The following is a 23,079-nucleotide window of genomic DNA, read 5'->3' as shown; positions in this document are numbered from 1 at the left end:
GCGCGGGGCCGGTCTTCGCGCGCGAACTTACGGGAAAGGCTCGGAACGGGTCCAGCCTTGCAGGCTTCATACTTTTGAGGGACGGCGGCGCCTCAGAGCTTGTCCTCGGCGCGGGCGTAGAGCCGCTCGTCCGCCCGCTCGGAGAGGGGGCCGCCCAGCGTGTCCTCGATATAGAGCTCCTGCACGAGACGCTTGACCACGGCGACGAGGGGCACGACCAGCGCCACGCCGATGAGGCCGAAGAGGACGCCGAAGACGAGCTGGGCGCCCAGCGTCAGCGCCGGGGGCAGGGCGCTCGTGTAGCGCTGGGCGATGGGCTGGGCGACGTTGCTCTCGATGCCCTGGATGACGACGTAGACGAGGAGGCCGTAGAGGGCCATCTGCGGGCTGTCGGCAAAGCCGGCGAGCACGATGACGACGCCGGCAACGAAGGGGCCGAGCGTCGGCACGAAGGCCAGGAGCCCGGCCTGCAGCGCCAGGAGGAAGGTGCTGGGCATGCCGATGAGCCAGAGGCCGAGAAGCGTCACGGCGAAGATCGTCACCATGGAGATCGCCTGTCCCGCGAGCCACAGGACCAGTTCGTGCGCCGAGAGCACCACCGCCTCCTCGATGCGCGGCCGGCGGTGCTTCGGGAAGAGGCTGACGATGCCGCGCCGGTAGAGGCCGGGCTGCCAGGAGATGAAGATCGCCAGGAACAGGAGGATGAGGAAGTTGCCGAGCCCGCCGAGAACGGAGAAGGCGGTCTGCGAGGCCGAGGAGAAGAGGCCGGACGGGTTGGGCAGGAAGGTCTTCAGCTGGTCCGGATCGAAGCCGCCGATGCCGGGGAGACCGATGCTCTCCAGACGCTGGGGCAGGCTGGAAAGCTGGCCGTCGACGAGATCGAGAAGGTCGGAGAACTGGTCGACCAGCGCCAGCCCGCCCCAGGCGAGCCCGCCGGCGAGAAGCCCGAAGACGAGGAGGACGGTGAGGACGAGCCCGGCCGTGTGCGGCAGGCCCAGCCTGCCGAACCCGTTGGCAATGCCGGTGAAGACCGAGGCGAGCACCATGCCGCCGAAGATCAGGAAGAAGGCCGAGGAGGCGAGGAGCACGCCATAGGCGACGAGCCCCATCGCCAGCGCGATCCCGAGCGCGATCACCACCCGCCGCGCGAAGGCGGCGTCGCCGTCGATCCGATCCATGTGTCCCCGCCTGCCGCAACGATGTTGGCAAAGCGAGCGGGACGCCGATTGGTTGCGTTTTCGGGCGCGCAAAGCGCGTGGGTCGAGCCCGCGCCCCGTGCGAGGCCTACACAAGCGGGGCGGGGACGCGTATAGCCGGTCGCAAATCCCCTTCGGCCTGTGGACCTGCGTGACCTCCCAACCGTGGCCGGGCCTGCCGCGATCGTTGCGGCGCGCGCGGCGCGCCCGGGCGGGGCAGGGGACGCACGTGAAAGGACCTTGCGAATGCGCGCCATTTCCAGAGGGCGGCCACCGGTCGCGGCGACGATCCGGGCGGCGGCGCGATGAGCCGGGCCTCGGACGCGGGCGCGCAGCGCCCCTATCTCTCGCGGCGCACCTTCGCCATCATCTCCCACCCGGACGCCGGCAAGACCACGCTGACCGAGAAGCTGCTGGTCGCCGGCGGCGCCATCTCCATGGCGGGCGCGGTGCGCGCCAAGGGCGAGTCCCGGCGCGCGCGCTCGGACTGGATGGAGATCGAGCAGAACCGCGGCATCTCCGTCACCTCCTCGGTGATGACCTTCGAGCGCGACGGGGTGACGTTCAACCTCCTCGACACGCCCGGCCACAGCGACTTCTCCGAGGACACCTACCGCACGCTGACGGCCGTCGACAGCGCCATCATGGTGATCGACGCGGCCAAGGGCATCGAGGCGCAGACACTCAAGCTCTTCGAGATCTGCCGCCTGCGCGACATTCCCATCATCACCTTCGTCAACAAGGTGGACCGCGAGGGCCGCGACCCGTTCGAGGTGCTGGACGAGATCGAGGAGAAGCTCGCGCTCTCCGTCGCGCCCGTGGTCTGGCCGGTCGGCCAGGGCTCGGCCTTTCACGGCCTCTACGATCTCGCCGCCGACGAGCACCTGACGATCGCGCAGGGGCGCACGGGGCTGCAGGACACGGTGCGCCCGATGTCGGGCCCGCGGGACGAGCGGCTCGACGCCACCGTGCCGCCGGAGATCCTCTCCGAGTTCCGCGACCAGGTGGAACTCGCCGCCGACGGCTACGCCGCCTTCGACCCGGAGAAGTACCGCGCCGGGCACCTGACGCCCGTCGTCTTCGGCAGCGCGCTGCGCAGCTTCGGCGTCGACCAGCTCCTGAAGCTCGTCGCCACCCACGCGCCCTCGCCGCGCCCGCAGCCGAGCGATGCGGGGCCGGTGGACCCGGCCGGCGACAAGGTCTCCGCCTTCGTCTTCAAGGTGCAGGCCAACATGGACCCCAAGCATCGCGACCGCGTGGCCTTCGTGCGCTTCTGCTCGGGCCATTTCCAGCGCGGCATGAAGCTCGACCACGTGCGCTCGGGCAAGCCGATCGCCGTGTCGAACCCGATCTACTTCTTCGCGCAGGAGCGGGCGCTCACCGAGGAGGCCTTCGCCGGCGACGTGATCGGCATTCCCAACCACGGCACGCTGCGCGTCGGCGACACCTTGACCGAGGGCGAGCGCTTCCGCTTCACGGGCCTGCCCTCCTTCGCGCCGGAAGTGCTGCGGCGGGTGCGGCTGGAGGATTCCATGAAGGTGAAGCAGCTGCGCCGGGCGCTGGACGATCTGGCCGAGGAGGGCCTGACGCAGGTCTTCCGCCCCGTGCTCGGTTCCAGCTGGATCGTCGGCGTCGTCGGGCCGCTGCAGCTCGACGTTCTCGCCTCGCGCGTTGCGGCCGAATACAAGGTGGAGGTCTCCTTCGAGGCCGCCCCTTACGCCGTCGCGCGCTGGATCCGCTCCGACCAGCCGGGCGCCGTCGCCAAGTTCGTCAAGGAGAACACGATGAACGTGGCGCTCGACCGCGACGAGAGCCCCGTCTTCCTGCCGCGTTCGGAATGGGACCTGCGTTACGCCGTGACCCAGCATCCCGAGCTCACCTTCGACGCCACGCGCGAGATCGTCGGCTGATCGCGGCCGTGCCCGCCCGGCCCGCCGCCCGCCCGGCGGCAGGCAGGGCGTCGTGACGGTCCTCGTCTATGCCGGGGCGGCGCTCGCCGAGATCGCCGGCTGCTTCGCCTTCTGGGCCTGGCTGCGGCTCGGCCGCTCGGCGCTCTGGCTGGCGCCGGGCCTCCTGTGCCTCGCGCTCTTCGCCTTTCTCCTCACGCGCGTGGAGAGCGAGGCGGCGGGCAGGGCCTATGCGGCCTATGGCGGGGTCTATATCGCGGCCTCGCTCCTCTGGCTGTGGCTCGCCGAGGGCCATCGACCGGATGTCTGGGACGGGGCGGGGGCGGCGATCTGCCTCGCCGGCGCGGCGCTCATCCTCTTCGCGCCGCGCGGCTGACGCCGAGGCCCTCGCGCGGGCCGGCGGACGGTCGATCTCAGCCGCGGCCGAGCAGGCGCTCCATCAGGCCGGCGTCCGCGCCCGGCGCCGTGCCGTCGCACCAGTCGCGCCGCTTGCCGCCGCCATAGGCGCCGACGAGGCCTTCGCGCCGCAGCGTGGCGGCGATGTCGGGCACGTCCTGCGTGGAGAGATCGGCGAGGACGCGGCCGAAATACTTGTCGCCCTCGATATCCGTGAGCTTCACCCGCCCGGTCTGCAGGAGGGCCACCAGACGCGCGCGCGCGGCCTCGGCCGCCTCGCGTTCGCCGTCGCATTTGGCTTTCAGCTCCGGCGCGTCGACGCCGCGCAGGCGCACGGCCGTGTGCACCGTCTGCATCGGCCAGACGAAGGCTTCCACCTCCACCGTGTCGCCGTCGCGCACCTTCACCACCGCCGCCTCCACCGGCCCCGCGATGCCGCGCGGCGGCTCGCCGGCCGTCGTGGAGGAGGCGAGGAGATGAGCCGACAGGAGCGCCGGCAGGGCGAGGACACGGATCATCGAATCCCAGGGGGTATGAGGACTATATTCTTATAGAGCCGACCCCCGTCCCGATCAAGCCCGTCCCGGTCGGCCATGCGCGCGGCCGGCCAGCGATGGTCCTGCGCCGCGCGGCGTCAGAAGTCGGAGATGATGCCGTTCTTCTCCCAGTCGCCGTAGCGCACGGGCTCGGGGCCGCCGCGGCCGCCCTGTTCGGGCGGGCGGGTGGCGGGATCGACCTTCACCGCCTCGTTCGCCGCGCGGCGGGCGGCGGCTTCGGCGAGGGCGCGCTCGGCCGCCGGCGAGAGCGCGCGCGGCGCGGCCTCGGGCTCGGATGTCGTCTCTTCGGCGGGGAGGGGGGCGTCTGCCATGATCGTCTCGCGTTGGGAACGGAGCTTGAGATAGGCGCGGGGCGGCGCTTTGTCAGGAGGCCCGCCCCATGGCGCGGCGCCGCCGCCTCCTGTAGAGGCGCGAGGGGACCGGCTGCGGGTTTCGATTGAACTGGTCCGCGCCGTCTCCCATCTTGGAAGCCGAGGACCTGACGGGAGCGCCCGGTGTCCAGGAGGTCCCTGCCCCGCGTCCCGGCTCGGGCGCCCGGTCGCACGAGGTTCGACGCGCCATGAACATGATCAAGACGGCGATGCTTCTCGCCTTCATGACCGCGCTCTTCATGGGCATCGGCCTTCTGATCGGCGGGCGCGGCGGCATGATGGTCGCCTTCCTCCTCGCCGCCGGCATGAACCTCTTCTCCTACTGGAACGCCGACAAGCTGGTGCTGCGCCTGCACCATGCGGTGGAGGTGGACGAGCGCACGGCGCCCGAATACTACCGGATCGTGGCCGGGCTCGCCGCCAGAGCCGGTCTGCCGATGCCGCGCGTCTACGTGATCCGCCAGGACCAGCCGAACGCCTTCGCCACCGGCCGCAATCCGCGGAACGCCGCCGTCGCGGCGACGACCGGCCTCCTGGAGCGGCTGACGCCGCAGGAAGTGGCCGGCGTGATGGCGCACGAGCTCGCCCATGTGCAGAACCGCGACACGCTCATCATGACACTGACCGCGACGCTCGCCGGCGCGATCTCCATGCTCGGCAACTTCGCCTTCTTCATGGGCGGCAACCGCGACAACAACAATCCGTTCGGCTTCGTGGGCGTCATCCTGGCGATGATCGTCGCGCCCTTCGCGGCCATGCTGGTGCAGATGGCGATCAGCCGCACGCGCGAATATTCCGCCGACCGGCGCGGCGCCGAGATCTGCGGCGAGCCGCTCTGGCTCGCCTCGGCGCTCGCCAAGATCGCCGCCGCGGCCGGGCGCACCGTCAATGTCGAGGCCGAGCGCAATCCGGCCACGGCGCATATGTTCATCGTCAATCCGCTCAACGGCCAGCGGATGGACAGTCTCTTCTCCACCCATCCCGACACCGAAAACCGCATCGAGGCGCTCCGCTCCATGACCGATATTTCAGGCGGCGGCCCCGCCGCCGCTCCGACCGCCCCCGCGCGCCCGGCCGCCGGACCCTGGAGCGGCCGCGTCGCCGGAACGGCGCGCGGGCCGCGCCCGACCGGCGCCCCGCGCAAGGGGCCCTGGGGTTGAGCCCGCAGGACAAGGGCCGGCGCGGGGGCAATTTCGACTCCACCCGTTCGGCGCCGCGCAAGAAGCCGCTGCCGCAGCGCCCGCGCGCGGTGGAGGACATGCCCGACGGGCGCACGGCCGGCGACCGGCCGGGCCTCGGCGCGCGGCTGGTCGCGGCCAAGCTCCTCGCGGCCATCGTCGACGCCAGGACCTCCGCCGACGGGCTTCTCGATCCCGGCAACGGCCAGCCGGGCCTGCGCGCGCTGGAGCCGCGCGACCAGGGGCTGGTGCGCGCCATCATCCTGACGGCGCTGCGTTTCCGCGGCTCGATCGACGCCGCGCTGCTCGCCTGCCTCGACCGGCCGCTGCCGCCGAACGCGCAGGCGCTGCGCCATCTCCTGCATGTGGGCGCGGCGCAGATCCTCTATCTCGACGTGCCGGACTCGGCCGCGGTGGACCTTGCCGTCGCCAGCGCGCGCGTCGATTCCCGCAGCCAGCGCTTCGCCTCCATGGTCAACGCCGTCCTGCGCCGCCTGTCGCGCGAGAAGGAGACCCTGCGCGATGCCGGCGACCCGGCCGCCAACATGCCCGCCTGGCTCGGCCGGCGCCTTCTCGACACCTATGGCGAGGCGACGCTCTCGGCGATCGCGGCCGCGCATCTGACGCCCGCCCCCCTCGACCTCACCGTGAAGGGCGACCCCGCCCTCTGGGCGCAGCGCCTCGGCGGCGTGGCGCTGCCGACCGGCACCGTGCGCATCGCCGCCTTCGACGGTCCGGTGACCGGCCTCGAGGGTTTCGCGGAGGGCGAGTGGTTCGTGCAGGACGCGGCCGCCGCGCTGCCGGCGCGGCTCTTCGGCGACCTCTCGGGCAAGCGCGTCGCCGACCTCTGCGCGGCGCCCGGCGGCAAGACGGCGCAGCTCGCGCTCGCCGGCGGGCGCGTGACGGCGCTCGACATCAACGCCAACCGCCTGAAGCGTCTGCGCGAGAACCTCGCCCGGCTCGGCCTCGAGGTCGAGACGAAGCTCGGCGATCTCGGCGCCTTCGAGCCGGAGGCGCCGTTCGACGCCGTCCTCCTCGACGCGCCCTGCTCCTCCACCGGCACGATCCGCCGGCACCCGGACGTCGCCTATACGAAGGACGCGGCGGAGATCGAGAAGCTCGCCGGCGTCCAGGCGCGGCTCCTCGACGCCGCCGCCCGGCTGGTCGCGCCCGGCGGCACGCTCGTCTTCTCCAACTGCTCGCTCGATCCCGTCGAGGGCGAGGCGGTGGTGCGCGCCTTCCTCGCCGCCCATGGCGACTACGCGACCGATCCCGTGCGCGCCGAAGAGGTGCCGGGTCTGGCCGAGGCGGTGACGGGGGAGGGGTGGCTGCGCACGGTGCCGGCCATGCTGGCCAACGAGGACCCGCGCCTGGCCGGCCTCGACGGCTTCTTCGCCGCGCGTCTGCGCCGGGCCTGAGACGGAACGGGGAGGGCCGCCCGTCCCGTCCCGTCCTGTCCCGTCCCGCCGCGCCTGCGTCCCGCTCCGTTGCGGAGGCGGCGCCTGCGGCGCCGGCAGGCTTGCGCGGGGCTGACCGGCCGACGCCTGCCCGGATCGCGCGGTTAGGGAAGTGTTTACCACGATCCCCGACTGTCGGGCCTCGATCCGGCAGCGGCGCGCGTCCCCTCGTTCGTCCGCTCCGGCCCCATCCTGGCGATCCGCCGCGGGAGCGATCCCGCCCTGACGGGACGGACGGCATGACCGCGATCCTCGCCGAGAAGCCGCTTCTGGCGGCGCTGACCCTGCGCGAAGCCTGGCGGCGCCTGCGCCGGCACCTGCATGTCTCCGCGCCCTTCGCCCCGAGCGTGCCGGCCGCGCTCACCGTTCTGCCGCCGAGCCTTCGCGCGGGCCGCGCGGCGCAGGCGGAAGCCATCTATCTCGGCACCTTCTCCTTCGCCGACGAGACCATCGCGACGGGCCGCGACGGCGTGTTCCGGGCCCGCGGCGTCTCCCTCGCCGCGCAGGCCGAACTCCACGCCTTCGAATGGCTCGCCCATCACGCGGCGGCCGGCCATGCGCTCGCCAGCCAGAACGCCCGCAGCCTCGTCGACGACTGGATCGCGCTCGGGCGGCAGGCGCGGCGCGGGCCGGCGAACGAGCCCGACGTCGCCGCGCGCCGTTTCATCGCCTGGCTCGCCCATGCCGACATCGTGCTGCGGGAAGGGGATCTCGCCTTCTACCGCCGCTTCATGCGCTCGCTGGCCGCGCAGGCCCGCCACCTGCGCCGTGCCCTCCACGAGGCGCCGGAGGGGCTGGCGCGCCTGCGCGTCCTCATGGCGCTCGCCTATGCCAGCCTCTGCCTGCCCTCCACCGTGCTGCGCATCCGCGGCGCGGCGCAGGAGCTCGGCGAGGAGCTGGACCGCCAGATCTTTCCCGATGGCGGCCATGTCTCGCGCGATCCCTCCGCCCTCGTCGCCATCCTCGCCGACCTCCTGCCGCTGCGCGAGACCTATGTCGGCCAGGGCCAGCCGGTGCCCAAGGGCATCTATTCGGCCATCGACCGCATGCTGCCGGCGATCCGCTTCTTCCGCCACGGCGACGGGACGCTGGCGCTCTTCAACGGCGCCGGCGTCTGCGACACGGCGCTCGTCGACGATCTCGTGCGCTTCGACGAGACGCTGGGCGAGCCCATCGTGCATGCGCGCCAGTCCGGCTATCACCGGCTCGCCGCGGGCGCCGCGCGCCTCGTCTGCGACACCGGCTGCCCGCCACCGGCGGCCGTCTCGGGCCGGGCCCATGCCGGAACGCTCGCCTTCGAATTCTCCTGCGGCCCCGAGCGGCTCGTCGTCAATTGCGGACGCCCGCTGACGGGAAGCGGCGACTGGCGCCGCCTGTCGCGCGCCACCGCCGCCCATTCCACGCTGACGCTCGCCGACCATTCCTCCGCGCGCTTCTCCGGCTCGCCGACGCTCGACCGCTTTCTCGGCAGCCCGCTCGTCTCCGGCCCGAGCCAGGTCGCGGTGGAGGAGGAGGGGCATAACGGGCTCGCCGTCACCGCCACGCATGACGGCTACGAGCGCACCTTCGGCGTCTTGCACGAACGCTGCCTGGAAATGGCGCGCGACGGCTCGGCCCTCTTCGGCCGCGACCGGCTGCTGCGCGGGCTCGCCGCCGCCCACCAGCCGGCGCTGAAGGCGCGGCAGGCGACGCTGCGCTTCCACCTTCATCCGCGCGTCGACACGCGCCGCACGGGCCACGGGTTCGAGCTGACGGTCGGCGACCAGCGCTGGCTGTTCGACTGCGACCAGCCGAGCGAGGTCGAGGACTCGGTCTTCTTCGCTCTGGAACGAGGCCCCCGCCGCACGCGCCAGATCGTGGTGAGCTTCGAGGCGGGCCATCCCGACGGCGCCGCCTGGCGCTTCGAACGGCTGCGCTGAGGGGAACGGCCCGGCGCCCTCTGGTGTTGCGCCCCGTATGAGACCCACGCTCGCCTGCCTCCTCGCAGCCCTTGCCTGCCTCCCCGCCTGCGGCATGCAGCGGGCGGTGGGCGTCCTTCCCTCGACGCTGGACGATCTCGCCGACCGGTCCGCCGCAGCCCGCGAACGGCCGGGCGAGACGGTGCCCCCGCCAGTCCGCTGAAAGTCCGCCGGTGCGATGTCTCACGTGAAACATCGTGGGACAGCGCCGTGGAATGGGGAGCGGGCACGGCCTTCGGCCTTGTCCGGGGCGCGAGGCGACCGTATCAGGTCGGCCATGATCCCGGCCGGCCGACAGACGCGCCGTCCGGCCGCCGACAACAGGAAGGCCGCTCCCCATGTCCGTCAAAGCCAATGCCACGCCCGCGCCGGACCGCCTGACGCCGAAGCGCGCGCTCCTCTCGGTCTCCGACAAGACGGGACTGGAGGATCTCGCCCGGTCGCTTTCCGCGCGGGGCATCGAGCTCGTCTCCACCGGCGGCACGCGCCAGGCGCTGGCGGCGGCGGGCCTTGCCGTGCGCGACGTGTCGGAGCTGACGGGCTTTCCCGAGATCATGGACGGGCGCGTGAAGACGCTGCATCCGGGCGTCCATGGCGGGCTCCTCGGCATCAGGGGCGACGCGACCCACGCGCAGGCGATGGAGACGCACGGGATCGCGGGCATCGATATCCTCGTCGTGAATCTCTACCCGTTCGAGGAGACGCTGGCGGGCGGGGCGGACGCGGCCACGGTGGTCGAGAATATCGACATCGGCGGGCCGGCCATGATCCGCGCCGGCGCCAAGAACCACGCCTATGTCTGCGTCCTCACCGATCCGGCCGATTACGGCGCGCTCGTCTCGGCGCTCGAGGCGGGCGAGGGGACGGTGGACCTGGCGCTCCGCCGGCGCCTCGCGGGCAAGGCCTTCGCGCGCACCGCCGCCTATGACGGCGCGGTCGCCGGCTTCTTCGCCGCCGCGCAAGGGGAAGGCGAGATCCCCCGGCACCGCAGCTTCTCCGGCACCCTGGCGCAGGGCCTTCGCTACGGCGAGAACCCGCACCAGTCCGCCGCCTTCTACCGCACGGGCGAGAGCCGGCCGGGTGTCTCGACCGCGCGCCAGCTGCAGGGCAAGGAACTCTCCTACAACAACCTCAACGACACGGACGCCGCCTTCGAGCTCGTCGCCGAGTTCGACCCGACGGCGGGCGCGGCCGTGGCCATCATCAAGCACGCCAATCCCTGCGGCGTGGCGCAAGGGTCGAGCCTCCTCGACGCCTATCGGAGGGCGCTCGCCTGCGACCCCGTCTCGGCCTTCGGCGGCATCGTCGCGCTGAACCGGCGTCTCGACGCGGAGGCCGCCCGCGCCATCGTCGAGGTGTTCACAGAGGTCATCATCGCGCCCGAGGCGGACGAGGAGGCGATCGCCATCGTCGCGGCCAAGAAGAACCTGCGCCTTCTCGTGACCGGCGCCCTGCCCGATCCGCGCCAGGCGGGCACGATGGTAAAGTCGCTCGCCGGCGGCCTCCTCGTGCAGTCGCGCGACAACGGGGTCGTCGACGAGCTCGACCTTCGCATCGTGACGCGACGCGCTCCGGGCGAGCAGGAGATGGCGGACCTGAAATTCGCCTTCCGCGTCGCCAAGCACGTGAAGTCCAACGCCATCGTCTATGCCAGGGAGGGCGCGACGGTCGGCATCGGGGCGGGCCAGATGAGCCGGGTGGATTCGGCCCGCATCGCCGCCCGCAAGGCCGAGGACGCGGCGCAGGCGCTTCTCAAGGAGCGCTCCGGCGCCGAGATCGCCGCGGGGATGGCCGCCGGCCACGCGACCCGCCCGCTGACGCACGGCTCGGTCGTGGCCTCCGACGCCTTCTTCCCCTTCGCCGACGGCCTTCTCTCGGCCATCGAGGCGGGGGCCACCGCCGTCATCCAGCCGGGCGGCTCGATGCGCGATGCCGACGTGATCGCCGCCGCCGACGCGCATGACGTCGCCATGGTCTTCACGGGCATGCGGCACTTCCGGCACTGAGAGCGCGCGGGCCCGGGGCCGGTCAGCCCCCGCGCCGCCGCTCGTCCGGCACCGTGACGAGGAGGGCGGCGCCGGCGGCGAAGAAGAGGACGAGGACGGCCATGCCGGCTCGGGCGGCCGTCTCCGGATCGGTGCGGCCGGCGAGAAACGCGGTGACGAGCGAGACGCCGAGCGTTCCGAGAAAGGCCGTGGCGCGCCCGGTGAAGGCGTAGAGGCCGAACCAGCGGCCGGATTCCTCGGCCGGGATCATCGTCGCGAACAGGGCCCGCGAGGAGGCCTGCACGGGACCGAAGGCAAGGCCGACGAGGAGGCCGAAGAGGAGATAGGCGCGCTCGGCCGGCGTGGCGAAGAGGCCGGCCGGCGCGCCCGCCCCGGGCGCGAAGTCGAGAAGGCCGAAAAGGGCGCTGCCGGGCCGGGTCGAGACGAGGCCGAGCGTGGCGAGCGTCAGCGCGGCGAGACAGGCGAGGATCACCGCGCGCGAGCCGAGCCGCGCGTCGAGCCGGCTGGCGACGAGACAGCCGAAGACGGCGGCGACGTTGAGGAGGATGCCGAAGAGGCCGCTCTCGACGATCGACCAGCCGAAGAGCCCGGCCGCGAAGGCCCCGCCGAGGACCAGGAGCGCGTTGACCCCGTCCTGGTAGAGCATGCGGGCAAGGAGGAAGCGCAGGAGCGGGCGGCGCTGGCCGAGCGCGGCCAGCGTCCGCTTCAGATCCCCGAGACCGGCGCGAAGGCGGGGGCGGAGCGCCGTCCGCTTCGCCCGGTCCCGGCCGTCCGGCACCAGCCACAGCATCGGCAGGAGGAAGGCGAGATACCACAGGGCGGCTAGCGGCGCCGTGGCGCGCGCGCCTTCGCCGGCGGCCAGATCGAGCCCGAAGAGCGGCGGGAGCCCGGCGATCGTGCGGCCGGTGCCGGGCGAGGCGGCGAGGAAGACGAGGGCGATCACCAGCGCCGCCAGCCCGCCGAGATAGCCGAGGCCCCAGGCGACGTTCGAGACGCGGCCGATCTCGCCGGCGCGCACGAGGCGGGGCAGCATCGCGTCGTTGAGGACGATGGAGAGTTCGGCCGCGATCTGCGCGGCGACGATCAGCGCCCCGGCGACGAACAGGCTGGAGCCGGGCGCCGCCCGCCACAGAAGGCAGAGGGCGGCGACCTTGAGGACCGCGAGCGCCGCGATCCAGCGCTTGCGCGCGCCCGCCCGGTCGGACAGGGCGCCCGTGAGCGGCGACAGGATGGCGACGAGGATGCCGGCAAGCGTCGCGGTCGCGCCCCAGGCGGCCTGGCCGGTGGCGATGTCGGGCGCGAGCTCGGAGACGAAATAGGGGCCGAAGACGAAGGTGAGGACGACGGTGAAGAAGGGCTGGGCGGCGATGTCGAAGGAGATCCAGCCCCAGACGGCCGGCCGGGCGAGCGCGCCGGGCGGCGCCCCCTCGGGCCCGGTCGCCGCGTCGGGCTCCGGCGCATTCGTGGTCACGCGGCGCCCGTGACGGCGGGACGGGCGCCGGCGTCGGGACGGCGCAGCGGCCAGCCGCCCTCGCGGCGCGACAGGACGGTCACGGGATCGCCGACGCGCAGCGTGCCGGCCGCGCGCGGCACCGCGTTCCAGCCGAAGAGGACGCCCCGGGCGCGCCTGTCGGCGGAGAGACGGATGCGCGAGAGGCTGTCGATGGGCTCGGGCCCCTCCGGCTCGCCGCTGATCTGGTCGATCGTGGTGACGATGCAGCGGGCGCAGGGCTTGACGAGGTCGATCACCGCGTCGCCGACGGCGATGGTCGCCCAGCCATCCTCCTCGAAGGGCTCGAGCCCGGAGACGACGAGATTGGGCCGGAAGCGGCTCATCGGCACGGCCTCGCCGCCATGGGCGACGATCTCGCGGTTCAGGCCTCGCAGCGAGGCCTCGCTGGCGACCAGCAGCGGGAAGCCGTCGGCAAAGCCCACCGGCGTGTCGCGGTCGATCCAGTCGCGCGAGACCGAGCGGCGGGCGGCCCCGTCGAAATGGACGAGGCGCAGCGGCCGCCCGAACCAGCGCGACAGGGCGTCATGGTCGGCCTCGCCGGCGAGCGCGGCCTCGACCGTGTCGGTCCAGATCCGCACCGCGAGCCGCGCCTCGCCTTCGGGATGGGGCACGAAGCGCTCGCCGCCGTCCCCGCCCTCCGCGTCTCCCTCGCCATCGTAGGAGAGATGCAGACCGTCGGCATCCTCATGGGCGGAGAGGCGGGCCAGCGAGGGCATCTCGCGCTGAGAGACGAAGCGGCCGGCCGCGTCGACGAGAAGCCAGCGTCGGTCTCCGGCCAGACCCGCCGGCTCGAGCGCCGCCTCGGCCATCGGGATGGCGCGTGCGCCCTTCAGCGGGTGGATGTGGAGGGCGGTGAGTTGCATCGGTTCGCTCCCGTCGCGTCTGCCCTCGGGATAGAGCGGAAGCGGGCCGGGGTCGACCCGATTTTCGCGGGTCCGGCGGATCCGCGCAGGCCTGCGGCGGGCGGGCCGTTCAAAGCCGGGTAGCGAGATCGGCCGGACGCGGCCGGACGCGGCTGTTCGCGCCTTCGCACGCCGCGGGCCGCGAGGCGACCGGCGACAGTTCGAGGCGCCGGACGGGCGGCGAGGAGGCCGCCGCCCGTCCGGCAGTCACGGCAGCGCCGATGAACCGCCCCTTCGAGCCGCGGAGCGGTGCGGGAGGAGGCGGAGCGACGCGCGGCGGAGGCCCGGACGGGTCATTCCGCCGCGAGGTCCGCCAGAAGGCCGGCGGCGACGGTGAGGCGGGCGACGGAGGTCTCGCCGGAGCCGGCAAGGGCGGCGATCTGGCGGGAGATGCGCTCGACGCCGTCGCGGTGGCTGTCGGCCCAGCCCTGGGCCGTCCCGTAGCGCGAGAGGGCTTGCGCGGTGAGGCGGCGTCGGGCGCCGGCGATCTGGCTGTCGGCGCGCATGAGGGCGAGGATCTCGTAATAGTCGCTGGGACTGAGGCCCCCGAGCGCGCTTTCGAGGCGGCCGATCTCGAAGAGGCCGGTGACGGCGAAATAGGCCTCGATCGTCTCCTCGAGCCCGGTGTCTGTTTCACGTGAGACAGAGGCGATGTCGGGAATGAGGGCGAGGAGCGGCAGGAGCGCGATCTCCTCGGCCAGATCCCCGGGCACGCCGGCCTCGGTGAAGCGGCTTCTGCGGGCGGCGATCTCCTCGCGCGAGCGTTCGCTCGCCTTGTCGAAGAGCGTGCCGCGCAGGCGCTGCAGCCCGTCGCGCAGCGAGACGACGAGGCTCGTCAGGCCCTCCTCGAAACGCCCGTTCTGGATGTGCCAGTAGGTGGCGCGGGCGAGGAACCGGCCGATCTGCGCGTAGAGCTCGTTCTGGATGGCGCCGGGCACGGCCGCGTCCAGCGCGTCCACCCGCTCGATCAGGCTGCGCGCGTCGAGCCCGTCATGGGCGGCGACGAAGGCGCGCACGATGCGGCCGGGCGAGGCGCCGGTGGCGTCGCGCATCACGGTGACGAAGGTCGTGCCGAGCCGGTTCACCGTCTCGTTGGCGAGCACCGTGGCCACGATCTCGCGCGCGAGGCGGTGGCCGGCGATGTCATGGGCGAAGCGGTGGCGCATCGGGGCGGGGAAATAGTCGGCGAGGCGATCCTCCAGGTAAGGATCGTCCGGCAGGTCGCTCGCCACCACCGCGTCGAAGAGCGCGATCTTGGCATAGGCGAGCAGCACGGCGAGCTCGGGCCGGGTGAGGCCCTTGCCCGAGGCGCGAAGGTCGGCGATGGCGCCGTCCGTCGGCAGGTATTCGACGGCGCGGTTGAGGCGGCCCTCCTCCTCCAGCACCGTCATGAAGCGGGCCTGCTGCGAGAGGCCGGCCGCCCCGCGCCGCTCCTCCAGCGAGAGGGCGAGCGTCTGCTCGTAATTGTTGGCGAGGACGAGGTCGGCCACCTCGTCGGTCATGGAGGCGAGGAAGGCGTTGCGCTCCTGCGGGTCGAGACGGCCGGCCTCCGTGGCGCTCTTCAGCGCGATCTTGATGTTGACCTCGACGTCGGACGTGTTGACGCCGGCCGAGTTGTCGATCGCGTCCGTGTTGATGCGCCCTCCGCCCCGCGCGAAGGCGATGCGGCCCTTCTGGGTGACGCCGAGATTGGCGCCCTCGCCGATCACCTTGGCGCGCAGCTCCTCGGCGGTGACGCGCAAGGGGTCGTTGGCGCGGTCGCCGACATCGGCATTGGGCTCGCTGGCGGCGCGCACATAGGTGCCGATTCCGCCGAACCAGAGAAGGTCGACGGGGCTCTTCAGGATCGCGGCGATGACCTCCGCGGGCGTGCCGGAGCGCCTGTCCCAGCCGATCGCCTCGGCGGCCTCGGGCGAGAGGCGGATCTCCTTCTGGCGGCGCGAGAAGACGCCGCCGCCGGCCGAGATCCTCGCGGCGTCGTAGTCGGCCCAGGAGGACCGGGGCAGGGCGAAGAGGCGGGCCCGCTCCTCGAAGGAGGTCTCGGGGTCCGGGTCCGGATCGATGAAGATGTCGCGATGGTCGAAGGCGGCGACGAGCCTCGCCTGGCGCGAGAGCAGCATGCCGTTGCCGAAGACGTCGCCCGACATATCCCCGCAGCCGGCGACGGTGAAGGGCTCGGCCTGGATGTCGAAGGCCTTGTCGCCGCCCTTCAGCTCGCGGAAATGGCGCTTGACCGCCTCCCAGGCGCCGCGCGCGGTGATGCCCATGGCCTTGTGGTCGTAGCCGGCCGAGCCGCCGGAGGCGAAGGCGTCGCCGAGCCAGAACCCTTCCGAGGTGGCGATGGCGTTGGCCGTGTCGGAGAAGGTCGCCGTGCCCTTGTCGGCGGCGACGACGAAATAGGGGTCCTCGCCGTCATAGGCGCGCACGCGCTCGGGCGTCTTCACGCCGGCGCCGACGATCGTGTCGGTGACGGAGAGGAGCGAGGCGATGAAGACGACATAGGCCGAGCGGCCGGCGGCGAACCACGCGTCGCGGTCGGAGGCGTCCGGCAGGCGCTTGGGGTAGAAGCCGCCCTTGGAGCCGACGGGCACGATGACGGCATTCTTCACCTGCTGGGCCTTCACGAGGCCGAGCACCTCGGTGCGGTAGTCCTGCGCGCGGTCCGACCAGCGAAGGCCGCCCCGCGCGACGGGGCCGAAGCGCAGGTGCACGCCCTCCACGCGGGCGTCGAAGACGAAGATCTCGCGATAGGGCACGGGCTCGGGCAGGCCCTCGACGGCGGCCGAATCCAGCTTGAAGGCGAGCGCGGGCTCGACGGCGCCGGGCTGCGAGGCGGGGTCGGAGGAGAGGCCGTCGACGGCGTAGTAGTTGGTGCGCAGCGTGGCGAGGATGGCGCCCAGGAAGCGGCGCAGGATGCGGTCGTCGTCGGCCGAGGAGACCGCGTCGAGCGCCTCGATGACGGCGTCGTAGAGGTCGAGCCCGCCGCGCTCGGCCGCGCGGCGGCGGGGGCCCGGCTCGATCGCGGCATCGACGGGGCCCGCTGGCGGCGCGTCCGGCGAGAAGGCGCGCTCGAAGAGTTCGGCGAGGCGCTGCGCGATCTGCGGCTGGCGCACGAGCGCGCCGGCCAGATAGTCCGGCGAATAGGGAAGGCCCGCCTGGCGCAGGTAGCGCGCGTAGGCGCGCAGCATGTTGGCGCGGCGGTGGTCGAGCCCGGCGGCGAGCACCAGCGCGTTGAACCCGTCATTCTCGATGCGGCCGGCCGAGACCGCGGCGAAGGTCTCCTCCAGGGCCACGCCCTGGTCGGACAGGCGGATCGGCCCGCCGCGCGGCAGCGAGAGGTCCATGTCGTGCAGGAAGACGGCGCCGGCCTGCGGGGCGACGAGGCGGAAGGTGCGCTCGGACCCGACCGAGAAGCCCATCGCCTCCAGGATCGGCACGCGGGTGGAGAGATCGACGGGCTCGCCGAGATGGTAGATCTTGAGGCGCAGCACGTCCTCGCCGTCGCCCGGACGGCGGTAGAAGTCGATGGAGAGGGGAGCGTCCGCCGTCAGGCGCGAGACGACCGAGACGTCGGTGACGGCCTCCTGCGGGGCGACGAGGTCGCGATAGCTGTCGGGCAGGCCCGGCACGTAGGCGGCGAGCGCGCGGGCCCCGTCCCGGCGGCGCAGGGCGGCGTCGAAATCGTCCTCCCAGTTGCGCGCCATCTCGGCGATGCGCTGCTCGAGCCCGTGCGGATCGACCATGGGCGTCTCGCCGCCGCGCCGGCCCACGATGAAGTGGACGCGGGCGAGAAGGCCCTCGGGGAAGGCCGGATAGTAAGCCGAGACATGGCCGTCGTAACGCTCGGCCAGAAGCAGGCCGATGCGCTCGCGCAGGCGCGAATCGTAGCGCTCGCGCGGCACGAAGACGAGGACGGAGACGAAGCGGTGGAAGCGGTCGATGCGCGGCAGGACGCGCACGCGCGGACGCTCGCCGAGCTCGACGACGGTCGCGACGAAACGCTCCAGCGTCTCCGCGTCGATCTGGAACATCTCGTCGCGCGGATAGGATTCCAGCGCGTTCAGAACGGCCTTGCCGGAATGGGAGCCGGGGCGGAAGCCGGAATCCTCGATCACCGTCTGCGCCTTGCGGCGCAGATAGGGAATGGTGAGGATCGACTGCGTGTAGGCCGAGGAGGTGAACAGGCCGACGATCCGAAGTTCGCCGGCAAAGTTTCCGGCCGCGTCGTATTCCTTGATGCCGACATAGTCCATGTAGGCGCGCCGATGGACCAGCGAGCGCGAGTTGGCCTTGGTGACGACGAGCGGCTCGGGCGCGTTGAGGAAGGCGCGGATCTCGGGCGTCACGGTCAGCGGCCGGCCGGCGCGGCCGAGGATTCGCACGTCGGGATCGGAGAGGATTCCGAGGCCCGCATCGTCGCGCCGCTCCAGCGCCTCGCCCTCGCCCGCGTCGTGATAGACGTATTCGCGCGCGCCCAGGAAGATGAAGTTGTCGTCGCGCAGCCATTGCAGGAAGGCGGCGGCCTCGCGCACGCGGGCGGCCTGCGCGGAATCGGCCAAGGCGGAGGCGCGCTCGTGCATGGCGGCGACGGCGTTGTCGACCCGCGCGCGCATGGAGGAGAAGTCGCGCACGGCCGCGCCGACCTGCACGAGGATGCGGGACAGGGCGGCGCGAAGGCGCTCGGTGTCCTCGTCATCGGTCGCGGCGACGACGGTCTGGATCAGGCTGACGCGGTCGTCGCCCTCGAAGCTGCGGTCGGAGACGCGCGAGGCGGCGAAGCGCTCCATCGACCCGTCGGCCCCGCGCGAGACGTCGAGGATGGGATGGGAGACGGCGCGCAGCCCCGCCGCCCGTTCGGCGATCTCGGCCATGACGCTGTCGAAGAGGAAGGGCATGTCGTCGTTGACGATGGTGACGACGGCGAGCGGGGCGTCCGGCCCGTTCGGGTCCTCCACCGTCTCGATGCGCACGATCGGCGTGCCCGGCCGGTGGGCCTTCAGCGCCGCGAGACCGGCGCGCGCGGCCGCCGCGAGGACGGCCGGGTCGAGGCTCGCCAGATCCTCGGCCGGCGGGCGCGCGAAGAGGAGCGGCACGAGAGCGGCCTCCGGCGTGGTGCCGCCGGCGGCCCTTGCGATCGCTTCCAGCCGTTCGGCCTTGCCGGGATCGATCTCGGTCAGCATGTCGTCGTCTCCTGCGGCGTCCGTCGCGCCGGCCCGTTCGCGCGCTCGCGCCGGGCCCGGCCTCGTGGGTCCATGGATCCCGATCGGCGGCGGCGCCGCTGCCGGGGCCTCAAGAGTAGCGTCTTCCCGCAGGACTTCCATCGCCTGGATTGCGGGGCGCCGTCAGATCTCGACGAGCCGGTCGGGGAGTTCGTTGACGTCGGCGGCGCCCGCCGGGCATTCGGCCCGCAGGATGGCGCCGGCGGCCGCGATGGCGGCGACGAAGCCGTCGGCGGCGCGCCCGTCGCGCGCGGCCTCGGCGAGATCGCGCACGATGGCGTCCCAGCGCTCCTGCGGGACCTTCGAAGACAGGCCCTCGTCGGCGATGATCTCGGCATGGTGCTCGGCCTCGCCGAGGAAGATCAGGAGGCCGGTGCGCCCGCTCGTGCGGTGCAGGCCGTGGGCGAGGAACTGGGAGCGGGCGAGCGCGCTGGCCCGGGCGCCGGCGAGCGCCCGCGGCACGAAGGCCATGCGCAGGGACGGCACGGCGGCGAGGATCGCGAAGGACAGGGCGGCGAGCGCGATCTGGCCGAGGACGAGCGTCTGGCCGGAGACGGTCTCGCCGCGCGCCGCGGCGAGGAGGGCGGCGAGCGCGGCGGCGGCGAGCGAGGTGCCGAGCGCCACGAGGCCGGCGACGGAGAGATAGGTGCCGGCGCCGCGCGCGAAGACGGCGTGGATCTCGCCCGCCGTGCCGCGCTCGGCCGCCGCGATGGCGGCCGCGACGCGGGCGTGGTCGTCCGGGCCGAAGACGAGACGGGCCATCACCAGCTCCCCGAGGATCCGCCGCCCCCGAAGGAGCCGCCGCCGCCCGAAAACCCGCCGCCGCCCGACGAGCCGCCGCTGAGACCGCCGCCGAAGCCGCCGCCGAACCCTCCGCGCCGGGCCGAGCCGGAGGAGAGGGCGGCGTTGCCGAGCGTCCAGACGATGCCGAGCCAGCGGTAGCGGTTCGGCCCGACCTTCACCCCGCGCCGGCGCGCCATGCGGGAGAGGAGGAGGCCGCCGAAGATCAGCACCCAGATGCCGAAGAAGAAGACGGCGAAGAGCGCCTCTTCGGGGCCCCCTTGCGCCTGCCAGCCGGCATTGCGCTCGGCGCGGGCCTGAAGCTCGGCGGCGTCGCCCGACAGGACCTGGAGGATCGCCTGCGTGCCCTTCTCGATGCCGCCGGGATAGTCGCCGGCCTTGAAGGCGGGCAGGAAGATGCCCTGCACGATGGTGGAGGAGAGCGCGTCGGTGAGCGTGCCCTCCAGCCCGTAGCCGACCTCGATGCGCAGCTTGCGGTCGTCGCGCGAGACGAGGAGAAGGACGCCGTTGTCCTCGCCGGCGCGCCCGAGCGCCCATTGCCGGGCGAGGCGGTTGGCGTAGTCCTCGATCTCGTAGCCCTGCAGATCGGGCACGGTGGCGACGACGACCTGATCGGAGGAACGCTGTTCGAAGGCGGCGAGAGCCTCTGTCAGCGAGGCCTCGAGCGCCGGGGGGATGAGGTCGGCGCCGTCGACGACGCGCCCGGTGAGGGCGGGAAAGGTCTGCGCGAGGGCCGGGGCGGCGACGGGAAGGAGGAGGCCGAGGAGACCGACGAGGAGCGCGGCGCCCGCCCGCCGCCTTCGCCGGGGCGCCGGGACGAGGCTCATTTGCCGAAGTCGACGGCGGGCGGCGTCTCCGCGCCGGCCCGCGCGGTGAAGGGCGCCATCGGCTCGGCGTCGCCATAGAAGATCGCCGCGATCCAGCGGCCGGGAATGGTGCGGAGCTCGGTGTTGTAGACGCGCACGGCCTCGATATAGTCGCGCCGGGCGACGGCGATGCGGTTCTCGGTGCCCTCCAGCTGGCTCTGCAGGGCGAGGAAGTTGGCGTTGGACTTCAGGTCCGGATAGGCCTCCACGGAGACGAGCAGGCGCGACAGCGCGCCCGAGAGCCCGTCCTGCGCCTCCTGGAAGCGCTGCACGGCGGCGGGATCGGTCAACTGGCCGGCGTCGATCGTGGTCTGCGTGGCCCGGGCCCGCGCCTCGACGACGGCGGTGAGCACGTCCTGCTCCTGGCGGGCATAGCCCTTCACCGTCTCCACGAGGTTGGGGATGAGGTCGGCGCGGCGCTGATACTGGTTCTGCACCTCGGCGAAGGCGGCCTGGGCGCGCTCCTGGTAGGTCGGCACGGCGTTGATTCCGCAGGCCGAAAGGAGCGGCGCGAGGAGAGCCGCGACGAGAAGGGTCCAGAACGGGCGCTGCGGGGCGGAGCGAAACCGGACCGGACGGGCCCCGGAGGTTGCGGCGGGCAGGGCGGTCACGGGCGTCTCCCAATGGTAGGCCTTGCGAAAGGTAGCGCGGCACCCTCCCATCTCCAAGCGCCATTGCCCTGCGGCCCGTTTCAGGGCAGACCTTTCGCCCATGAACACGCACGACGAGGACGCGAGGCGGGCGCGCGAGGCGAAGGCGATCCTCGAGCGCATCCGCCAGGAGACGGAGCCGCAGGTGGGCGCGCACACGCAGGCCATGGCGACGCGCACGCGCGACCATTTCTCCGGCCGCGACGATCCCTCGGACGACCGGATCGAGATCCTCGGCAAGCGCATCGGCCGCTCGCTCTCCGTCGTCGGCTTCGTGGTGCTGGCGCTCCTCCTCGCCTCGCAGGTCTTCGCGCCGTGAGGCGCAGCGCTCCGACGCCGGTCGGGACGATCTCGGAATGGAACCGCCGATGAGCCGCACCGATGCGAGGCCGCACAGGGACCGGCCGGCCGTCGTCTCGATCTCGAGCCATGTGGCGCGCGGCACGGTGGGCAACCGGGCCTGCGTCTTCGCGCTGGAATCGCTCGGCTTTCCGGTCTGGTCGGTGCCGACGGTGACCCTGCCCTGGCATGCCGGGCACGGGCCCTCGACGCGCATCGTGCCCGCGCCCGGCGAGTTCACCGCGCTGATGGCCGATCTCGCCGCCTCGCCGCGCCTCTTCGAGGTGGGCGCGGTCATCACCGGCTATTTCGGCGCCACCGAGCAGGTGGAGGCGGCCGCCGCCTTCGTGGAGGCGGCCAAGCGCGCCAATCCCGACCTCCTCTTCCTCTGCGATCCCGTGACGGCGGATCGTGGCCGGCTCTACCAGCCGGAGGCGACGCTCTGCGCCATCCGCGACCGGCTGCTGCCGCTCGCCGACATCGCCACGCCCAACCGCTCGGAGCTGGAGTTCCTCTGCGGGCTGGAGCTTTCCGACAATTCCCACCTCATCGAGGCGGCGAGCGCGCTGGGGCCGGCGAGCGTCCTCGTCACCTCCGCCTATCCGATGCTGCGCGGGGGCATCGGCAATCTCCTCGTCGACGGGTTCCAGGCGCTGCTGGCCGAGCATCGCGAGATCGACGGGGCGCCGAACGGCGTCGGCGACCTGACGGCGGCGGTCTATCTGGCGCGCATCCTCGCCGGCCTGCCGCCGGAAAAGGCGCTGCAGACGACGACGGCGACGGTGTTCGAGATCCTGGCGCGCACGATCAAGCGCGGGGCGGACGAGCTGACGCTGGAGACCGATCCCGACAGCCTGAAGCACCCGATGGCCATGGTGCAGATGCGCCGGCTCACCCATCCGAACGGGAACCGCCGGGCTTGATGGGACCGGGCCTGGAGGCGCCGGCGCCGGGCGCGGCCGCCCCGGCCTTCGGGGCGAGCGCCTGCGCCGGCGGCTGGCTTCTCGTCGCCGCGCCCGGCGGACCGGGGAACTGGGCCCGCGTCTTCCCGCGATTCGCCTTCCTCGCCGACGCCCTGCCGGAGGGCGCGCGGCTTGCCGTCGGCGTGCCCATCGGCCTGCCGGCGCGCATCGAGGGGCCGGGGCGCTCGGCCGAGAAGGCGGTGCGGGCGGTGCTCGGCGGCCGGCAGTCGGCGGTGTTCTCGACGCCCTCGCGCGGCGCGGTGGAGGCGGGCGCGGGGCCCTTCGCGGACGACCTGGCGCGGCGCGAGGCCTATGCGCGGGCGGGGGCCGTGGCGCGGGCCACCTCGCATCCGCCGCGCGGCGTCTCGATCCACGGGTTCCGCCTGTTCCCGCGCATCGCCGAGCTCGACGCCGCGCTGCGCGCCGACGCGGCCTTGCGCGCGCATGTCTTCGAGAGCCATGCGGAAGCCGCCTTCTGGGCGCTGAACGGCGAGCGCCCGCTCGGCTCGCCCCGGACCGTGAAGGGCGTCGCCGACGCGGCCGGCCTTCGCGAGCGCCGCAGGCTCCTGGAGGCGCAGGGCTTTGCCGCGGGCGTCCTGCATGGCGCGCCGCCGGCCGGCGCCGACATCCTCTCGCTCGCCGACGCCTGCGCCCTCTCTCTCGTCGCCCGGCGCATCGCGCTGGGGCGCGCACGCGCCTTTCCGCCGGGCGAGGAGCGCGACGAAGCGGGCTTGCGGATCGCCATCTTCGCCTGAGGGCGACGTTTTTAGTGGATTGTGGGCCACAACGACGCAATTTGGT

General features: G+C 73.0%; 19 protein-coding genes. 10 read left to right on the top strand and 9 right to left on the bottom strand.

Features of this window, described 5'->3' with window-relative positions; all coding sequences use genetic code 11:
- Positions 1 to 92: 92 nt before the first annotated feature.
- On the bottom strand, positions 93 to 1,178 hold the full coding sequence (locus ASG48_RS11095) for an AI-2E family transporter (RefSeq protein WP_055849395.1): 1,086 nt from the start codon (positions 1,176 to 1,178) through the stop codon (positions 93 to 95).
- Positions 1,179 to 1,501: 323 nt separating this feature from the next.
- On the opposite strand from ASG48_RS11095, the gene ASG48_RS11090 reads away from it, so the two are divergent.
- Both ASG48_RS11090 and ASG48_RS11085 read left to right on the top strand, forming a co-directional pair.
- The gene (locus tag ASG48_RS11090) at positions 1,502 to 3,106 is read left to right on the top strand and encodes a peptide chain release factor 3 (RefSeq protein WP_055849392.1); all 1,605 of its coding nucleotides are present in this window, start codon (positions 1,502 to 1,504) and stop codon (positions 3,104 to 3,106) included.
- Positions 3,107 to 3,158: 52 nt separating this feature from the next.
- Positions 3,159 to 3,479: a YnfA family protein gene (locus ASG48_RS11085; protein WP_055849389.1), complete on the top strand. Its 321-nt coding sequence runs from the start codon at positions 3,159 to 3,161 to the stop codon at positions 3,477 to 3,479.
- 37 nt (positions 3,480 to 3,516) lie between these two features.
- Here ASG48_RS11085 and ASG48_RS11080 read toward each other — a convergent pair whose 3' ends face one another.
- Entirely contained in the window at positions 3,517 to 4,017 is a 501-nt protein-coding gene (locus tag ASG48_RS11080; protein WP_156381556.1) for a thermonuclease family protein, read from the bottom strand.
- Positions 4,018 to 4,133: 116 nt separating this feature from the next.
- A complete protein-coding gene (locus tag ASG48_RS11075) occupies positions 4,134 to 4,367 on the bottom strand; it encodes a DUF1674 domain-containing protein (protein ID WP_055849387.1) in 234 nt (77 codons plus the stop codon).
- A 248-nt stretch (positions 4,368 to 4,615) separates the two neighbouring features.
- Here ASG48_RS11075 and htpX point away from each other — a divergent pair, with 248 nt between their 5' ends.
- The 5 genes from htpX to purH all read left to right on the top strand — a co-directional run bounded on the left by htpX (position 4,616) and on the right by purH (position 11,026).
- Positions 4,616 to 5,587, top strand: a complete 972-nt coding sequence (gene htpX / locus ASG48_RS11070; protein WP_055849384.1) for a zinc metalloprotease HtpX — start codon at positions 4,616 to 4,618, stop codon at positions 5,585 to 5,587.
- A gap of 98 nt (positions 5,588 to 5,685) precedes the next feature.
- Positions 5,686 to 7,023: a transcription antitermination factor NusB gene (locus ASG48_RS11065; RefSeq protein WP_055849768.1), complete on the top strand. Its 1,338-nt coding sequence runs from the start codon at positions 5,686 to 5,688 to the stop codon at positions 7,021 to 7,023.
- Positions 7,024 to 7,301: 278 nt separating this feature from the next.
- A complete protein-coding gene (locus ASG48_RS11060) occupies positions 7,302 to 8,981 on the top strand; it encodes a heparinase II/III family protein (protein ID WP_055849381.1) in 1,680 nt (559 codons plus the stop codon).
- A 37-nt stretch (positions 8,982 to 9,018) separates the two neighbouring features.
- Positions 9,019 to 9,183: a hypothetical protein gene (locus tag ASG48_RS18305; protein WP_156381555.1), complete on the top strand. Its 165-nt coding sequence runs from the start codon at positions 9,019 to 9,021 to the stop codon at positions 9,181 to 9,183.
- Positions 9,184 to 9,358: 175 nt separating this feature from the next.
- The gene (gene purH, locus ASG48_RS11055) at positions 9,359 to 11,026 is read left to right on the top strand and encodes a bifunctional phosphoribosylaminoimidazolecarboxamide formyltransferase/IMP cyclohydrolase (RefSeq protein WP_055849378.1); all 1,668 of its coding nucleotides are present in this window, start codon (positions 9,359 to 9,361) and stop codon (positions 11,024 to 11,026) included.
- Positions 11,027 to 11,048: 22 nt separating this feature from the next.
- Here purH and ASG48_RS11050 read toward each other — a convergent pair whose 3' ends face one another.
- From ASG48_RS11050 to ASG48_RS11025, 6 genes are all read right to left on the bottom strand, one after another.
- On the bottom strand, positions 11,049 to 12,497 hold the full coding sequence (locus tag ASG48_RS11050; RefSeq protein WP_082529412.1) for an MFS transporter: 1,449 nt from the start codon (positions 12,495 to 12,497) through the stop codon (positions 11,049 to 11,051).
- Positions 12,494 to 13,402, bottom strand: a complete 909-nt coding sequence (locus ASG48_RS11045) for an MOSC domain-containing protein (RefSeq protein ID WP_055849374.1) — start codon at positions 13,400 to 13,402, stop codon at positions 12,494 to 12,496. The genes ASG48_RS11050 and ASG48_RS11045 overlap by 4 nt, the downstream gene beginning before the upstream one ends.
- Positions 13,403 to 13,734: 332 nt before the next feature.
- Entirely contained in the window at positions 13,735 to 18,621 is a 4,887-nt protein-coding gene (locus tag ASG48_RS11040; RefSeq protein ID WP_055849370.1) for an NAD-glutamate dehydrogenase, read from the bottom strand.
- A gap of 162 nt (positions 18,622 to 18,783) precedes the next feature.
- The gene (locus ASG48_RS11035) at positions 18,784 to 19,422 is read right to left on the bottom strand and encodes a TPM domain-containing protein (protein WP_055849367.1); all 639 of its coding nucleotides are present in this window, start codon (positions 19,420 to 19,422) and stop codon (positions 18,784 to 18,786) included.
- Positions 19,422 to 20,288 (bottom strand): TPM domain-containing protein, encoded by an 867-nt coding sequence (locus ASG48_RS11030; protein ID WP_055849364.1) that lies wholly within the window; start codon positions 20,286 to 20,288, stop codon positions 19,422 to 19,424. The genes ASG48_RS11035 and ASG48_RS11030 overlap by 1 nt, the downstream gene beginning before the upstream one ends.
- Positions 20,285 to 20,929: a LemA family protein gene (locus ASG48_RS11025; RefSeq protein WP_055849764.1), complete on the bottom strand. Its 645-nt coding sequence runs from the start codon at positions 20,927 to 20,929 to the stop codon at positions 20,285 to 20,287. The genes ASG48_RS11030 and ASG48_RS11025 overlap by 4 nt, the downstream gene beginning before the upstream one ends.
- Before the next feature lie 109 nt (positions 20,930 to 21,038).
- On the opposite strand from ASG48_RS11025, the gene ASG48_RS11020 reads away from it, so the two are divergent.
- Genes ASG48_RS11020 through ASG48_RS11010 form a run of 3 tightly spaced genes read left to right on the top strand, consistent with a single transcriptional unit; the run spans position 21,039 to position 23,033 of the window.
- Entirely contained in the window at positions 21,039 to 21,296 is a 258-nt protein-coding gene (locus ASG48_RS11020) for a hypothetical protein (RefSeq protein ID WP_055849362.1), read from the top strand.
- A gap of 49 nt (positions 21,297 to 21,345) precedes the next feature.
- Positions 21,346 to 22,239, top strand: coding sequence for a pyridoxal kinase PdxY (pdxY, locus tag ASG48_RS11015; protein ID WP_055849763.1), 894 nt, complete (start codon positions 21,346 to 21,348; stop codon positions 22,237 to 22,239).
- Entirely contained in the window at positions 22,239 to 23,033 is a 795-nt protein-coding gene (locus ASG48_RS11010) for a DUF429 domain-containing protein (protein ID WP_055849359.1), read from the top strand. The genes pdxY and ASG48_RS11010 overlap by 1 nt, the downstream gene beginning before the upstream one ends.
- Positions 23,034 to 23,079: the final 46 nt, after the last annotated feature.

The sequence above is a fragment of the Aurantimonas sp. Leaf443 genome (genome assembly GCF_001425575.1).
Lineage (GTDB): Bacteria > Pseudomonadota > Alphaproteobacteria > Rhizobiales > Rhizobiaceae > Leaf443.
This window is presented reverse-complemented; position numbering and strand designations above follow the sequence as displayed.

Bases quoted from the DNA above. Each gene is read 5' to 3' on its own strand.
- ASG48_RS11010 (WP_055849359.1), top strand. From the start codon at position 22,239: ATGGGACCGGGCCTGGAGGCGCCGGCGCCGGGCGCGGCCGCCCCGGCC.
- ASG48_RS18305 (WP_156381555.1), top strand. From the start codon at position 9,019: ATGAGACCCACGCTCGCCTGCCTCCTCGCAGCCCTTGCCTGCCTCCCC.
- pdxY (WP_055849763.1), top strand. From the start codon at position 21,346: ATGAGCCGCACCGATGCGAGGCCGCACAGGGACCGGCCGGCCGTCGTC.
- ASG48_RS11040 (WP_055849370.1), bottom strand. From the start codon at position 18,621: ATGCTGACCGAGATCGATCCCGGCAAGGCCGAACGGCTGGAAGCGATC.
- ASG48_RS11080 (WP_156381556.1), bottom strand. From the start codon at position 4,017: ATGATCCGTGTCCTCGCCCTGCCGGCGCTCCTGTCGGCTCATCTCCTC.
- ASG48_RS11045 (WP_055849374.1), bottom strand. From the start codon at position 13,402: ATGCAACTCACCGCCCTCCACATCCACCCGCTGAAGGGCGCACGCGCC.
- ASG48_RS11060 (WP_055849381.1), top strand. From the start codon at position 7,302: ATGACCGCGATCCTCGCCGAGAAGCCGCTTCTGGCGGCGCTGACCCTG.
- ASG48_RS11090 (WP_055849392.1), top strand. From the start codon at position 1,502: ATGAGCCGGGCCTCGGACGCGGGCGCGCAGCGCCCCTATCTCTCGCGG.
- ASG48_RS11095 (WP_055849395.1), bottom strand. From the start codon at position 1,178: ATGGATCGGATCGACGGCGACGCCGCCTTCGCGCGGCGGGTGGTGATC.
- ASG48_RS11075 (WP_055849387.1), bottom strand. From the start codon at position 4,367: ATGGCAGACGCCCCCCTCCCCGCCGAAGAGACGACATCCGAGCCCGAG.
- ASG48_RS11065 (WP_055849768.1), top strand. From the start codon at position 5,686: ATGCCCGACGGGCGCACGGCCGGCGACCGGCCGGGCCTCGGCGCGCGG.
- ASG48_RS11030 (WP_055849364.1), bottom strand. From the start codon at position 20,288: ATGAGCCTCGTCCCGGCGCCCCGGCGAAGGCGGCGGGCGGGCGCCGCG.
- ASG48_RS11035 (WP_055849367.1), bottom strand. From the start codon at position 19,422: ATGGCCCGTCTCGTCTTCGGCCCGGACGACCACGCCCGCGTCGCGGCC.
- ASG48_RS11020 (WP_055849362.1), top strand. From the start codon at position 21,039: ATGAACACGCACGACGAGGACGCGAGGCGGGCGCGCGAGGCGAAGGCG.
- purH (WP_055849378.1), top strand. From the start codon at position 9,359: ATGTCCGTCAAAGCCAATGCCACGCCCGCGCCGGACCGCCTGACGCCG.
- htpX (WP_055849384.1), top strand. From the start codon at position 4,616: ATGAACATGATCAAGACGGCGATGCTTCTCGCCTTCATGACCGCGCTC.